At 67.8% G+C, this 14,139-nt stretch carries 13 protein-coding genes; 11 read left to right on the forward strand and 2 right to left on the reverse strand.

What is annotated here, in order from left to right; all coding sequences use genetic code 11:
- Positions 1 to 26: 26 nt before the first annotated feature.
- On the forward strand, positions 27 to 1,637 hold the full coding sequence (gene purH / locus AC3WP6_RS12645; RefSeq protein ID WP_492628046.1) for a bifunctional phosphoribosylaminoimidazolecarboxamide formyltransferase/IMP cyclohydrolase: 1,611 nt from the start codon (positions 27 to 29) through the stop codon (positions 1,635 to 1,637).
- Between the two features lie 280 nt (positions 1,638 to 1,917).
- Positions 1,918 to 2,595, forward strand: a complete 678-nt coding sequence (locus tag AC3WP6_RS12650; protein WP_492628047.1) for a GNAT family N-acetyltransferase — start codon at positions 1,918 to 1,920, stop codon at positions 2,593 to 2,595.
- Positions 2,596 to 2,601: 6 nt separating this feature from the next.
- Here the strand turns inward: AC3WP6_RS12650 and AC3WP6_RS12655 are convergent, their stop codons facing one another.
- On the reverse strand, positions 2,602 to 3,108 hold the full coding sequence (locus AC3WP6_RS12655) for a DUF2782 domain-containing protein (RefSeq protein WP_492628048.1): 507 nt from the start codon (positions 3,106 to 3,108) through the stop codon (positions 2,602 to 2,604).
- Between the two features lie 79 nt (positions 3,109 to 3,187).
- Between AC3WP6_RS12655 and polA the strand changes: the two genes are divergently transcribed.
- The 6 genes from polA to AC3WP6_RS12685 all read left to right on the forward strand — a co-directional run bounded on the left by polA (position 3,188) and on the right by AC3WP6_RS12685 (position 10,937).
- Positions 3,188 to 5,935 (forward strand): DNA polymerase I, encoded by a 2,748-nt coding sequence (polA, locus tag AC3WP6_RS12660; RefSeq protein WP_492628049.1) that lies wholly within the window; start codon positions 3,188 to 3,190, stop codon positions 5,933 to 5,935.
- A 264-nt stretch (positions 5,936 to 6,199) separates the two neighbouring features.
- Positions 6,200 to 6,415, forward strand: coding sequence for a hypothetical protein (locus AC3WP6_RS12665; RefSeq protein ID WP_492628050.1), 216 nt, complete (start codon positions 6,200 to 6,202; stop codon positions 6,413 to 6,415).
- A 44-nt stretch (positions 6,416 to 6,459) separates the two neighbouring features.
- Complete coding sequence (locus tag AC3WP6_RS12670) at positions 6,460 to 8,817, forward strand: 3'-5' exonuclease (protein WP_492628051.1); 2,358 nt, start codon at positions 6,460 to 6,462, stop codon at positions 8,815 to 8,817.
- A gap of 61 nt (positions 8,818 to 8,878) precedes the next feature.
- Positions 8,879 to 9,715 carry an isocitrate lyase/PEP mutase family protein gene (locus tag AC3WP6_RS12675; protein WP_492628052.1) on the forward strand — a complete coding sequence of 279 codons (837 nt, stop codon included), beginning with the start codon at positions 8,879 to 8,881 and terminating at the stop codon, positions 9,713 to 9,715.
- Between the two features lie 14 nt (positions 9,716 to 9,729).
- A complete protein-coding gene (locus AC3WP6_RS12680) occupies positions 9,730 to 10,194 on the forward strand; it encodes a carboxymuconolactone decarboxylase family protein (protein WP_492628053.1) in 465 nt (154 codons plus the stop codon).
- 23 nt (positions 10,195 to 10,217) lie between these two features.
- The gene (locus tag AC3WP6_RS12685; RefSeq protein WP_492628054.1) at positions 10,218 to 10,937 is read left to right on the forward strand and encodes an SDR family NAD(P)-dependent oxidoreductase; all 720 of its coding nucleotides are present in this window, start codon (positions 10,218 to 10,220) and stop codon (positions 10,935 to 10,937) included.
- A gap of 60 nt (positions 10,938 to 10,997) precedes the next feature.
- On the opposite strand, the gene AC3WP6_RS12690 is transcribed toward AC3WP6_RS12685, so the two are convergent.
- On the reverse strand, positions 10,998 to 11,621 hold the full coding sequence (locus tag AC3WP6_RS12690; RefSeq protein WP_492628055.1) for a glutathione S-transferase family protein: 624 nt from the start codon (positions 11,619 to 11,621) through the stop codon (positions 10,998 to 11,000).
- A gap of 169 nt (positions 11,622 to 11,790) precedes the next feature.
- On the opposite strand from AC3WP6_RS12690, the gene AC3WP6_RS12695 reads away from it, so the two are divergent.
- Genes AC3WP6_RS12695 through AC3WP6_RS12705 form a run of 3 tightly spaced genes read left to right on the forward strand, consistent with a single transcriptional unit; the run spans position 11,791 to position 14,139 of the window.
- Positions 11,791 to 13,500 carry an AMP-binding protein gene (locus AC3WP6_RS12695; RefSeq protein WP_492628056.1) on the forward strand — a complete coding sequence of 570 codons (1,710 nt, stop codon included), beginning with the start codon at positions 11,791 to 11,793 and terminating at the stop codon, positions 13,498 to 13,500.
- A 51-nt stretch (positions 13,501 to 13,551) separates the two neighbouring features.
- Positions 13,552 to 13,833, forward strand: a complete 282-nt coding sequence (locus tag AC3WP6_RS12700) for a type II toxin-antitoxin system RelE/ParE family toxin (protein ID WP_492628057.1) — start codon at positions 13,552 to 13,554, stop codon at positions 13,831 to 13,833.
- A gap of 15 nt (positions 13,834 to 13,848) precedes the next feature.
- Positions 13,849 to 14,139: a HigA family addiction module antitoxin gene (locus AC3WP6_RS12705; protein WP_492628058.1), complete on the forward strand. Its 291-nt coding sequence runs from the start codon at positions 13,849 to 13,851 to the stop codon at positions 14,137 to 14,139.

Raw genomic sequence — 14,139 nt, forward strand, 5'->3', positions numbered from 1 at the left:
CCCATCCCAAATCCCGGAATCCAACCATGCCTACCCCGTCCATCGTCCCCATCCGTCGTGCCCTGATCAGCGTTTCCGACAAGGCCGGAGTGATTGAGCTGGGCAAGCGGCTGGCAGCGAAGGGGGTGGCGCTGCTGTCCACCGGCGGCACGGCGCGCGCGCTGCGTGAAGCCGGCATTGCGGTGACCGATGTCAGCGAGGTCACCGGTTTTCCGGAAATCATGGATGGCCGGGTAAAAACCCTGCACCCGAAGATCCACGGCGCGCTGCTTGGCCGGCGCGGCACCGACGATACAGTGATGGCCGAGCTCGGCATCGCCGGCATCGATCTCCTGGTGCTGAACCTCTACCCGTTCGAGGCCACGGTCGCCAGGCCCGACTGCTCGCTCGAAGACGCGATCGAGAACATCGACATCGGCGGCCCGGCGATGCTGCGTTCGGCGGCAAAGAACTGGAACGACGTCGGCGTCGTCACTTCGCCCGACCAGTACGCAGCCGTGCTGGCCGAGTTCGAAGCCACCGGCGGCATTGCCCGCGCGACACGCTTCAAGCTGGCGGTGGCGGCATTCAACCGCGTCGCGGCCTATGGCGACGCGATCAGCAATTACCTTTCCGGCCTCGAACTGGACGCAGGCTGCACGAAGGTCACCGGCCACGCTGCGTTCCCAGCGCAGGAAAACGCCCACTACGAGAAGGTGATGGACCTGCGCTACGGCGAAAACCCGCACCAGCAGGCGGCGTTCTACCGCGACGCGAAACCCGAGCCGGGCACACTGGCAACCTTCCGCCAGCTGCAGGGCAAGGAGCTCTCGTTCAACAACATCGCCGACGCGGATGCCGCGTGGGAGTGCGTGCGCAGCTTCCACAAACCGGCGTGCGTGATCGTGAAGCACGCCAACCCGTGCGGCGTCGCGGTAAGTCTCGATGGCATCGGCAAGGCCTACGACCTGGCGTTCCAGACCGACCCGACCTCGGCGTTCGGCGGCATCATCGCGTTCAACCGCGAGCTGGACGGCGCCACCGCGGAAGCCATCGTCGCACGCCAGTTCGTCGAAGTGGTGCTCGCGCCGGGCTACACCGACACCGCGCTCGCCGCGCTGGCGAAAAAGCACAACGTGCGCGCGTTGGTGATCCCGCCGCCGGCCAACGGCGAGCTGTGGGCTGCGCACCCCGGCCACAACATCAAGCGCGTGGGCTCGGGCTTGCTGGTGCAGACCGCCGACACCGGCATGATCACCGCCGCCGATCTCAAGGTGGTGACCAGGGTCGCCCCTACCGAGGCGCAGGTGAACGACCTGATCTTTGCGTGGAAGGTGGCGAAGTTCGTCAAGTCGAACGCCATTGTCTACGCCAAAAACCGCCAGACCATCGGCGTCGGTGCGGGCCAGATGAGCCGCGTGTATTCGGCGCGCATCGCCGGCATCAAGGCCGCCGATGAAAAGCTCGAGGTGCGCGGCTCGGTGATGGCGAGCGACGCCTTCTTCCCGTTCCGCGACGGCATCGACGCCGCCGCCGAAGCCGGCATCGTGGCGGTGATCCAACCCGGGGGCTCGATGCGCGATGCCGAAACCATCGCCGCTGCCGACGAGCACGGCATGGCAATGGTGTTCACCGGCATGCGCCACTTCCGCCACTGAGCCACGGCACCGCGCGCCGTTTGCGGCGATGCCGGCACCGCGCCAGGAGCGTGGGCAGTAGAAACCAGGCAGGCGAGGCAAAGCCGTTTTGAGCCAGCTTGCGTGACGGTCTGCCGGCCCCTGGTGGTTCCCTGGGCCTGCAAACCGGCGCGGAAGATGGCCAAAGCGGCGCAGCCGCAGCCGCTTGCGTTTCTGCCGCCCACGCTCCTAACGTGACCCTGATCGGCCGATGCGCATGCGTCGGCCGATCGCGTTTCCGCGTCCCCGCGAGGCACCCCCGATGCATCCGCTCGACCGCCCGGCATGGGCCAGCCTGGTTTCCTTCCATCAGCCGCTGTCGCTTGGCGCCGCGCAGGCCCGGCGCTACGCACGCGACGTCAACGTCTTTGCCGCCACCGGCGCGGAAAGCGAAGACGCGCTGGCGGCGCTTGCCGCGCTGGTCGCCTCCGGCGAACAGGTCTACGTGCTGCAGGCGCCGCCGATCCGGGTGCCCCCGGAACTGGTCGCGCTCCGGCAGGCGCTCTGCGTGCAGATGCTTGCGGCCAACCCGGTTGCAGATGCCGCGGACACCACGGACATGGTGCCGCTCGGCGCCGCCGACGCGGCGGAGATGCTGGCGCTGGCCGAACTCACCGAGCCCGGCCCGTTCCGCCTCGGCACCTGGCGCATGGGCCAATTCTTCGGCATCCGCATCGGCGGCCGGTTGGCGGCCATGGCCGGCGAGCGCTTCCACTGCCCGGGGTTCGCCGAGGTCAGCGGCGTGTGCACGCATCCGGATTTCCGCGGCCGCGGTCTGGCCAGCCGCCTGTCACGCCATGTGGCCGCACGCATCGCTGCGCGCGGCGAAACCGCGTTCCTGCACGCGTGGCAGGATCACGCCGACGCCATCCACCTGTACCAGCGGCTGGGTTTCGCCTGGCGCTGCGACGTGAACGTGGCCGTGCTCGCCCGGCGCTGACGACGGCTACTGGCCGCTGTCGCCCTTGGCTGCCGGCGCGCGGCTGCCGCCCCACTGCAGCACCTTGTACATCACTGGACGCACTGGTGGCGCGCCGTTGGTGGCGTGCATCACGCCGCGGTCGTCCACCGTGTAGGTGTAGGACAGCCCGCTTTTCATGGTGACCACCACCATGTAGACCTGACCACCACGGTGGTACGCCTGATACACCGCGTCGCCTTCGGTGTGCACGGTGACATCGTCGGCCGGGTGGGTGTCCGGCACGGTTTCCGCCTTTTGCCCCGGCGTTGCCGGCAGCGGGATCGGCTTGCCCGGCAAGGGCGTGGCGGTGACCGTGGCCGGGGTGCTGCTGGCGGCCGGTGCCGGTGCACTGGGCGGCGCCACCGCCTGGGTGCCGGGGTCGTTCATGCCCGGCGGGGGCGGCAGCGGCGCGAACTTTGGCGGCGCTGTCTGCGCAAACGCCGGCATGGCCGCCAACGCGGCAAGGGTGACAAGGCTCGCAAGGCGTTTCATCGTGGCTGCTCCGTAGGTGGTTCAAGGATACCAGTGACCTTGCCGGCCCCCATATAAAAGCGCATGCGAGAATTGCCGCATGGCCAAGCTCATCCTGATCGACGGTTCCTCCTACCTCTTTCGCGCCTACCACGCGCTGCCGCCGCTGACCAACGCGGCCGGCGAGCCGACCGGCGCACTGTATGGCGTGGTCGGCATGCTGCGCGCGACGCTGGCGGCGAAGCCCGACTATGCGGCCTTCGTCGTCGACCACTCGCACCACACGTTCCGCACCGAGATGTACCCCGAGTACAAGGCCAACCGCCCGCCGCTGCCGGATGACTTGCGGGCACAAATCCAGCCGATGCTGGACATCGTTGGCGCACTCGGCTTTCCGATCCTGCGCGTGCCCGGCGTGGAAGGCGACGACGTGATCGGCACCCTGGCGCTGGCTGCGCAGGCGGAGGGCATCGAAGTGGAAATCTCCACCGGCGACAAGGACATGGCGCAACTGGTCGGGCCCGGCGTGAGCCTGGTCAACACGATGACCCACACCCGCATGGATCGCGATGGCGTGATTGCCAAATATGGCGTGCCGCCCGAACGCATGATCGATTTCCTGACCCTGATGGGCGACACCGTGGACAACGTGCCCGGGGTGCCCAAGTGCGGCCCGAAGACCGCCGCCAAGTGGATCGCCGACTACGGCTCCTACGACGGCGTGGTCGCCAACGCGGACAAGATCGGCGGCAAGATCGGCGAGAACCTGCGCGCCGCGCTGCCGCACCTGCCGCTCTCGCGCGAGCTGGTGACGATCAAGACCGACGTGGCGCTCGACGGCGGTCCCGCCACGCTGGCGCTGCAGGCCCCGGATGTACCCGCGCTGCGCACGCTGTTCGAGCGCTACGAGTTCCGCGGGGCGCTCAAGGAGCTGGAGACGCGGCTGGAGCAGCGGGCGGCGGGCGGCACCCAGAGCCACGAAACGCCGGAGCCGGAAAACCAGGCCGTCGATCCCGCCATCCCGCATCCCGAATCCGGCGCCGAAGGCAGCTACGAGCTGGTCACCACCCAACGGCAACTCGACGCCTGGGTCGTGAAGATCCGCCGCGCGCCGCTGATCGCGTTCGACACCGAAACCACCGGCCTCGACGCGATGCAGGCGGACATCGTGGGCCTGAGCCTTGCGGTGGAGGACGGCAAGGCCTGCTACGTGCCGCTGGCGCACGATTACCCCGGCGCGCCAGCGCAGCTTGACCGCGACGCGGTACTCGCGCAGCTCAAGCCCATCCTCGAAGACCCCGCGCGGCCCAAGGTTGGCCAGCACGCGAAATACGACATCAACATCCTGGCCCACTACGGTATCGCGGTGGCCGGCGTGCGCCACGACACCATGCTCGAGTCCTACGTGTGGAACGCCACTGCCACGCGCCACGACATGGATTCGCTGGCCAAGAAGTACCTCGGCTACGACACCGTGCATTTCGAGGACGTCGCCGGCAAGGGCGCAAAGCAGATCCTGTTCTCGCAGGTGGATCTCGCCACCGCCTGCCGCTACGCCGCGGAAGACGCGGACATCACCCTGCGCCTGCACCACGCGCTGTGGCCGAAGCTCGAAACCGAGCCGCGCTTGCGCGCGGTGTACGAAGACATCGAGATGCCGCTGGTGCCGGTGCTGGCGGCGATGGAGCGCCGCGGCGTGCTGATCGACGTGCCGGCGCTGCGGCGCATGAGCCAGGAGTTCGGCCGGCGCATGCACGAGCTGGCGCAGCAGGCATGCAAGGAGGCCGGGCACGAGTTCAATCTGGATTCGACCAAGCAGCTCAAGGCGATCCTGTTCGACGAGCTGGGTCTGCCGATGAAGCTGAAAACGCCCGGCGGCCAGCCGTCCACCAACGAGGAGGCACTGGAGGCAATCGCCGATGCGCATCCACTGCCGCGGCTGATCCTCGACTACCGCGCGCTGGCGAAACTGCGTTCGACCTACACCGACAAGCTGCCGGCCATGGTCAACCCGCGCACCGGCCGGGTGCACACCAGCTACCACCAGGGCGCGGTCGTCACCGGCCGGCTGTCGTCCTCCGACCCCAACCTGCAGAACATCCCGGCGCGCACCGAGGAAGGCCGGCGCATCCGCCAGGCGTTCATCGCACCCGCGGGCTGGTGCGTGCTCGCCGCCGACTACTCGCAGATCGAGCTGCGCATCATGGCGCACCTCTCGCAAGACGCGAATCTGCTGAAAGCCTTCCACGACGGCGGCGACATCCACCGCGCCACCGCGGCCGAAGTGCTCGGTCTGAAACCCGAGCAGGTGACGCGCGAGCAGCGCCGCGCGGCCAAGGCGATCAACTTCGGGCTGATGTACGGCATGAGCGCGTTCGGGCTGGCACGCCAGCTCGGCATCGACCGCGGCGAAGCGAGCGACTACATGGCGCGCTATTTCGCGCGCTACCCCGGCGTGCACGCGTTCATGGAAACCACGCGCGAGGAAGCCAAGCGCAAGGGTTACGTGGAAACCATCTGCGGCCGCCGGCTGTACCTGGACAACCTCACCGCGCGCAACGCCGCGATCCGGGCCGGCGCCGAACGCGCGGCGGTGAACGCGCCGATGCAGGGCAGCGCCGCCGACATCATCAAGCGCGCGATGATCGCCGTGGCGGCGTGGCTCGCCGGACGCGACGACGCGCACATGCTGATGCAGGTGCACGACGAGCTGGTGTTCGAAGTGCACAAGGACGCGGTGGATGCCATCCGCGAAGGCGTGAGCGCCCGCATGCAAGGGGCGGCGGAGCTGGCGGTACCGCTGCTCGTCGGCATCGGTGTCGGGGCCAACTGGGACGAGGCGCATTGACGCGCGTTTAACACCACGGTTACGGCCATGTGAAGTGAACGAAACCTGACTTTTTTTCGCGCCGGCGGTAGAACTTTTTCGCACCGGCGCGTTCCTATACCCCGGACGCACGCAACGGCGTCCCGGCTGCTCACCTCCCTGGACAGCCACCGGAGCGCGGAACCTATCCCCTGGGTGACGCCTCCCCGGCCCCGAAAGCACCCCCTGGCTTTCGGGGCCTTTTTTTATCGGCATACTGGTGGCCGGTTTGCCACGGATACCCGCATGCGCCTCACCCTCATTCTGCTTGGCCTCGTCCTCGTCGCGCTCGGCGTCTGGGTCGCGCTTGGCGACGCCAACTACACCCAAACCGAAACGCTGGTGCAGTTCGGCTCGGCCAAGCTCACCGCCGCGCACACCAAGGTGGTGCCGGTGTGGATCGGCATTGCCGGCATCGCCGCCGGCGTGCTGGCCGCGCTCGTCGGCTGGCGCAAGTGCTGACCGTCGACAACGGGAAGCTGGACAGCGTCGGTACAATCGACGGGATGGATGTTTCGTACCTGATCGACTCGCTCAACGACGCGCAGCGCGAAGCCGTGTGCGCGCCACCCGGCCACTATCTGGTGCTGGCCGGCGCCGGCTCGGGCAAGACCCGCGTGCTCACCCACCGCATCGGCTGGCTGCTGCAGGTCGAGCGCGTGCCGCCATGGGCGATCCTCGCCGTCACCTTCACCAACAAGGCCGCGGGCGAAATGCGCGCGCGGCTGGAAAGCCTGATCCCGGGCGGCACGCAAGGGCTCACCGTCGGCACCTTCCACGGCATCGCCCACCGCCTGCTGCGCCGGCATTGGCACGAGGCCGGCCTGCCCGAAGGGTTCCAGATCATCGACGCCGACGACCAGCAACGGCTGGTGAAACGGGTGATCGCCGGACTCGGGCTGGACGAGGCGCAGTTTCCGCACCGGCAGGCGACGTGGACGATCAACGGCTGGAAGGACGAAGGCAAGCGTCCCGACGCGATCGAACACCACGACCACCCGGTCACCGCGACACTCGTGCGCATCTACCAGGCCTACGAGGATGCCTGCCGCCGCGCCGGCCTGGTCGATTTTGCCGAACTGCTGCTGCGCGCCCACGAGCTGTGGCTGAAGAACCCCGCGGTGCTCGCGCACTACCAGCAGCGCTGGCGACATCTGCTGATCGACGAATTCCAGGACACCAACGCGCTGCAGTATGCGTGGATCCGCGTGCTCGCTGGCGCATCGCAGGGAATCGAGAATCGGAAATCGGGAATACGGAAAGCGAGCGCCACCGCGACCTCCGGCGAAGCACCTATTTCCGATTCCCCATTCCCTATTCCCGCGGAAACCGGGCAGGTTTTTGCAGTAGGCGACGACGACCAGTCCATCTACGGCTGGCGCGGCGCGCGGGTGGAGAACATGCAGCAGTTCCTCCGGGACTTCCCCGGCGCACGCACGATCAAGCTGGAGCAGAACTACCGTTCCACCGCGACCATCCTCGCCGCCGCCAACAGCGTGATCGCGCGCAACGGCGGCCGCCTGGGCAAGAACCTGTGGACCGCCGACGGCGACGGCGAGCGCATCGCGCTGTACGCCGCGTACAACGAGCAGGACGAGGCGCGCTTCGTGGTGGACCGCATCCGCGAGTACATCGCCGGACACGGCCACGCGCGCGATTGCGCCATCCTCTACCGCTCCAACGCGCAGTCGCGCAACTTCGAGGAGCAGCTCAACCAGTTCAAGGTGAAATACCGGGTCTACGGCGGCGTGCGTTTCTTCGAACGCGCCGAAGTGAAGGACGCCTTGGCGCACCTGCGCCTCACCGCCAACCGCCACGACGACGCCGCCTTCGAGCGCGCGGTGAACACCCCGCCGCGCGGCATCGGCGAACGCACGCTGGACACCCTGCGCCGCCGCGCCCGCAGCGCCGACACTTCGCTGTGGGAAGCCGCGCTGGGCGAACTCGCCGACGGCAGCCTCGCCGGCCGCGCGAAAAATGCCGTGCGCGGGTTCCTCGCGTTGGTGGATGAGTTGGCGCGGGATTCGAAATACGAGATGCGGGATTCGGAAAAGCGCCAGGTCGACGACGGCGCCGGCTCTGCCGAATCCCCTATCCCCAATCCCGGATCCCTTCCGCTCGCAGAGCGGATCGACCACATCCTCGCCGCCACCGCCCTGCGCGACCACTACGAAAAGGACACCCGCGGCAACGGCGAGGCGCGGGTGGAAAACCTCGACGAGCTGGTCAACGTCGCCGGTCGCTTCGAGCGCACGCAGGAGGACATCGACGCCGGGCTCGACGAGCTCTCCGCCTTTCTCTCGCGCGCCGCGCTGGAAGCCGGCGAGGGCCAGGGCGAGGCGTACGAAGATTGCGTGCAACTGATGACGCTGCACTCGGCGAAGGGGCTGGAGTTTCCGCTGGTATTCCTGGTCGGCATGGAGGAAGGCCTGTTCCCCAGCCAGCGTTCCACCGAGGACGAGAGCCGGCTGGAGGAAGAGCGCCGGCTGGCGTATGTCGGCATCACCCGCGCGCGCGAAAAACTCGTGGTGAGCTACGCCGAATCGCGGCGCCTGCACGGCGGCGAGCAGTTCCCCCGGCCCTCGCGATTCCTCAATGAAATGCCGGCCGAGCTGATCGACGAAGTGCGTCCGCACGTGCAGGTGAGCCGCCCGGTGTATGCCGGGCGCGCCGGCGGTGCGTTGCCCACCTGGCGCGAGGACCCCGGCGTGCAGCTCGGCCAGCGGGTGAACCACCCGAGCTTTGGCGAAGGTGTGGTGATCGCCGCCGAAGGCAGCGGCCCGCACCTGCGCCTGCAGGTGAATTTCGAGGACGCCGGCACCAAGTGGCTGGTGGCCGCCTACGCCAACCTCACGCCGCTGTGAGCGGCGCTGGCGCATAACTCAAACGTTTCGACCTTTGCGGCCTTTATCGAGGAGTCGGTGCATGGATCAGCAAACCCAGTTGGCGCACGCACGCCAGTTCCGCGCGCTGCACGACCGTCGGCACACCTTGTTGTTGCCCAATGCGTGGGACGCCGGCAGCGCCGCGCTGCTTGCCAGTCTCGGCTTTCCCGCGGTGGCCACCACCAGCGGTGGCGTGGCGTGGTCGCTTGGTTATCCGGATGGCGAGCAGGCGCCGTTTGCTGACGTGCTGGCGGCGATCCGCCGCATCACGCGCGCGGCGGCGGTGCCGGTGAGCGTGGATTTCGAGGCCGGTTACGGCGACACGCCGGTGGCCGTCGCCACCCACGTACGCAACGCGATCGACGCCGGCATCGCCGGCCTGAACCTCGAGGACGGCGTGCGCCACACGACCCTGCGCCCGGTGGACGACGCGGCCGCCCGCATCGCCGCGGCGCGCGAGGCCGCCGAACAATCCAAGGTGCCGATCTTCATCAACGCCCGGGTGGACACCTACATGGTGCCGTGGCAGGGCAGCGACGCCGAACGGCTGGAGGAAACCGTGCGCCGCGCGCAGGCCTATCTTGCCGCCGGTGCCGATGGCATCTATCCGATCGGCGCCAGCGATCCGGCACTGCTCAAGACGCTGTGCGCACGGATCGACGCGCCGCTCAACGTCGCCGCTTTCGACAATCTGCCGGATCTCGCCGAGCTCGCCAAACTCGGCGTCGCCCGCGTCACCACCGCCACCCGCCTCGCCACCCTGGCCTACGCCGCCGCCCGCGACGCCGCCGCGCGGCTCAAGGCCAGCGGCCATTTCAGCGGGCTCGCCACCGACTTCGGCTACGGCGACCTGCAAAAACTCTTCCCCCACGCCTGAATCGAGACTCCCCGATGACCCAACGTCTCAACTACCAGACCGCCTCGCCCGATGCGTTCAAGGCGATGATCCACACCGAACAGACCGTGCGCAAAAGCGGGCTGGAGGAATCCCTGCTGGAGCTGGTGAAGATCCGTGCCTCGCAGCTCAACGGCTGCGCGTGGTGCCTGGACATGCACACCAAGGACGCCCGCGCCGAAGGCGAGACCGAGCAGCGCCTGTACCTCATTCCGGTATGGCGCGAGGCGCCGTGCTACAGCGAACGCGAACGTGCGGCGCTGGCATGGACCGAGGCCGTCACCCAGCTGCGCGACGGTGAAGTACCGGACGCGGTGTACACCGAGGTACGCCGCCACTTCGACGAAAAGGCCGTGACCGACCTGACGCTCGCCATCATCGCGATCAACGGCTGGAACCGGTTCAACATCGCGTTCCGCACCACGGTCGGCAATTACGTCAGCCCGAAGGCGAAAGCCTGATTGGACGGCCAAACGGAGGCACCATGAACAAGCAGCAACCCGTTACCGCCATCCTCGGCGCCGGCCCCGGCCTCGGTGCGGCGCTGGTGGCGCGCTTCGTGCGCGAAGGCCACGCGCTGGCGCTGTTGACGCGCACGCCGGCGAGCAGGCAGGCCGCGCTGGACGCCGCCGCCAGCGCCGGCGGCCGTGCGCAAGGGTGGGATTGCGACGCCGGAAGTCCGTCATCGGTCGCCGCCGCGTTTGCCCAGGTGCGCGCCGCACTCGGCGACCCGACGGTGCTCATCTGCAATGCCGGCAGCTTCACCCGCGGCGGCATCCTCGACCTCACGCCCGAAGCCTTCGAGGCCGCGTGGCGGGCCAACTGCTATGGCGGCTTCCTCGCCGCGCGCGAAGTGTTGCCGGCCATGCAAAAAGCACACGCGGGCACGATCCTGTTCACCGGCGCCACTGCCGCGCTGCGCGGCGGCGCCGGCTTCGCCGGGCTGGCAGTAGGCAAGTTCGGCCAGCGTGCCCTGGCGCAAAGCCTCGCTCGCGAATTCGGCCCGCAGGGCATCCACGTCGCCCACGTCGTGATCGACGGCCAGATCGATTCCCCGCGCACCCGCAGCCGCGACCTCGGCCGCGCGGTGGCCACGTTCCTCGCGCCGGAAGCCATCGCCGACGCCTACTGGATGCTGCACGCGCAGACGCACACCGCGTGGACACAGGAGCTCGACCTGCGTCCGGACGTCGAAAAGTTCTGAACGCCACGCACAAAAAAACGGCGATGCATGCATCGCCGTTTTTTCATGTCAGCGAAAAGCTCAGTGGCCCTTTTCCAACCCCTGCGCCTTGAGCGCCTTCTGCACGCCGGCGTCCGTGCGCATCTTCGCCTCGAAGCGCTTGAGGTTCTCGTAACCGGTCAGGTCAACCTTGACGAAATGCGCCCAGGTCAGCACCACGAACAGGTACGGATCGGCGATCGAGCGCGTGGTACCGGCCAGCCAGTCGCGCCCGGTGAGGTGCTTGTCGATGATGCCGAACAAGCCGCGCAGGCGGTCAAGCGCCACCGCATGTGACTTCGCGATGAGCTTTTCGTCGCCGAGGAAGTCGGTGGAACCGAACAACGGCTTGAACGCCGGATGGACGTCTGAATTGAGCATGCCCAGCCAGCGGTTCACCTCGGCGCGGCCGCGCGGCGTGCCATCGCCATCGAGCTTGGCCTGCGGATGCTTGTCGGCGATATAGCTCAGCACCGCGGCGTTTTCGTTGAGGATCCAGCCGTCTTCGTCGATCACCGGCACCTGGCCGTTCGGGTTGATCTTGAGATACGCCGGCTGGTGCAGATCCTCTTTTTTCAGCAACTCGACGGTGTACGGCTCACCGGCCCACTCCAGCACGATGTTGCTGACCAGACCGCAGGAACCGGGAAAACTGTAGAGCTTCATGGGGTGACTCCTTGGGACGACATCAACCAGTATCGCACCGTGCACCGGGGCGGCAAGCGCGGCAGGTCAAGACTACGAGCGAGGTGAAAACCGCGTGTACACGCGGCGCTTTTTTGGCCTGTGCGGGGCGTGTATGGTCGCCGCATCGACATCATCCGGAGCACGCGCCATGGGTACCGCAACCGAGGCCTTCCTGACCGCGCGCAACACGCTGCTGAAGTATCGCGACGACTACGCCAGCGCCGTCGCGCACTTCGCCTGGCCAGCGCTCGACCATTTCAACTGGGCGCTCGACTATTTCGACGTGATGGCCAGGGACAACCCGCGCGACGCGCTGGTGATCGTCGGCAACGGCGCCACCCGGCGCCTGAGCTTTGCGCAAATGGCCGTCCACTCGGCGCAGGTCGCCAACCACCTGCGCAGCCTCGGCGTGCGGCGCGGCGACCCGGTAATGCTGATGGCCGGCAACGAAGTCGCGCTGTGGGAAACCATGCTCGCCTGCATCAAACTTGGCGCGCCGTTCATCCCCTGCAGCGTGCTGCTGACCGAGCAGGATCTGGTCGAGCGCATGCAGCGCAGCGGCGCGCGCCACGTGGTCACCAGCCGCGCGTATGCCGGGCGCTTCACGACCGGCGTCGGCGCGCACGTATGCATCGGCGGCGACGGCGCGCCGGACGGCTGGGTGAACCACGAAGCCGCACGCGCGTTTCCGGAAACCTTTGCGCCGGACGGCGGGACGCGCGCCGACGATCCGCTGATCTACTACTTCACCTCGGGCACCACCTCGCAGCCCAAGCTGGTGGTGCAGACCCACGCGAGTTATCCGGTCGGGCACCTGACCACGATGTACTGGGTGGGCATCCAGCCTGGCGGCGTGCATTTCAATCTCTCCTCGCCGGGTTGGGCCAAGCACGCGTGGAGCCCGTTCTTCGCCCCGTGGAACGGCGAGGCCACGGTGGTGGCGCTGAACACTGAGCGCTTCGATGCCGACGTGCTGCTTGCCTGCCTTGCCGACGAGCACGTCAACACCTTCTGCGCGCCGCCCACCGTATGGCGCATGCTGATCCAGAAAGACCTCGCGGCGTGGCGCAACCGGCTCGCGCTGCGCGAGCTGGTGAGCGCCGGCGAACCGCTCAACCCGGAGGTGATCGAGCGCATCCGCAGCGCATGGGGGCTCACCATCCGCGACGGCTACGGGCAGACCGAAACACCGGCGCTGATCGCCAACAGCCCCGGCCAGAAGCTCATCGCCGGCTCGGTCGGGCGGCCGATGCCTGGCTTCCACATCGAGCTGCTCGACGGCGACGGCCAGCGCAGCGACCAGGGCGAGGTGTGCATCGCGCTCACGACGACGCGGCCCACCGGGCTCATGCAGGGTTACTTGAACGCCCCGGAAAAGACCGCCGAAGTGATGCGCGATGGCTACTACCACACCGGCGACATCGCCGCGCGCGACGCCAACGGCTGGTACACCTACGTCGGCCGGGCCGACGACGTGTTCAAGGCTTCGGATTACCGCATCAGCCCGTTCGAGCTGGAGAGCGCCATGATCAAGCACCCGGCCATCACCGAGGCCGCGGTGATCCCCAGCCCCGACCCAGTGCGCACCTCAGTGCCCAAGGCGTTTGTCACGCTGGCGGCTGGCACAGTGGTCACACCCGCGCTGGCACGCGACGTGTTCGTGTTCGCCCGCCAGGAGCTCGCTGCGTACAAGCGCGTGCGTCGCATCCAGTTCGTGGTGGAGCTGCCCAAGACCATCTCCGGCAAGATCCGCCGGGTGCAGTTGCGCGCCGATGAGATCCGCCGCCGCGCCGCAGACCAACGCGGCGAGCAGGAGTTTCTCGAAGAGGATTTTCCGGATTTGAAGTCGGAGAAGTGAGCCAAACCATAACGTGTTGCGTTACATGACGCCAGCCGTTATGGTTCGCCCATGATTCGGAGTTTCGCCAGCAAGGATGCCGAGACGATCTGGCGCGGTGTCCCGACGCGTCGATTGCCGCTGACGATCCAGCTGGTCGCGCGCCGCAAGCTGCGCATGCTCGACAACGCGGCGACGTTGAACGATCTGCGGGCTCCACCGGCCAACCGGCTGGAACGGCTGAAGGGCGACCGTGCCGGCCAGTACAGCATTCGCATCAACGGCCAATGGCGCATCTGCTTTCGCTGGGAAGACGGCGCGGCGCACGACGTGGAAATCGTCGACTACCACTGAACATCGGAGCCGAATGTGAAAACCCTGCCCAACATCCACCCGGGCGAGATCCTGCTCGAGGAATTCCTGCAGCCGCTCGGCATCAGCCAGAACGCGCTGGCGCGTGCAGCGGGGGTTCCGCCGCGGCGGATCAACGAGATCGTGCTCGGCAAGCGCAGCGTCACCGCCGACACCGCGGTGCGGCTGGCCGCGGCGCTCGGCACCAGCGAGCGGTTCTGGCTTGGCCTGCAGGCCGATTACGATCTCGAACTCGCGCATCGCACCATCGGCAAGGCTGCGGCCAAGATCACCCGCATCGCCGCGTAG

It is taken from the genome of Rhodanobacter sp. FW106-HT46G03 (genome assembly GCF_058789895.1).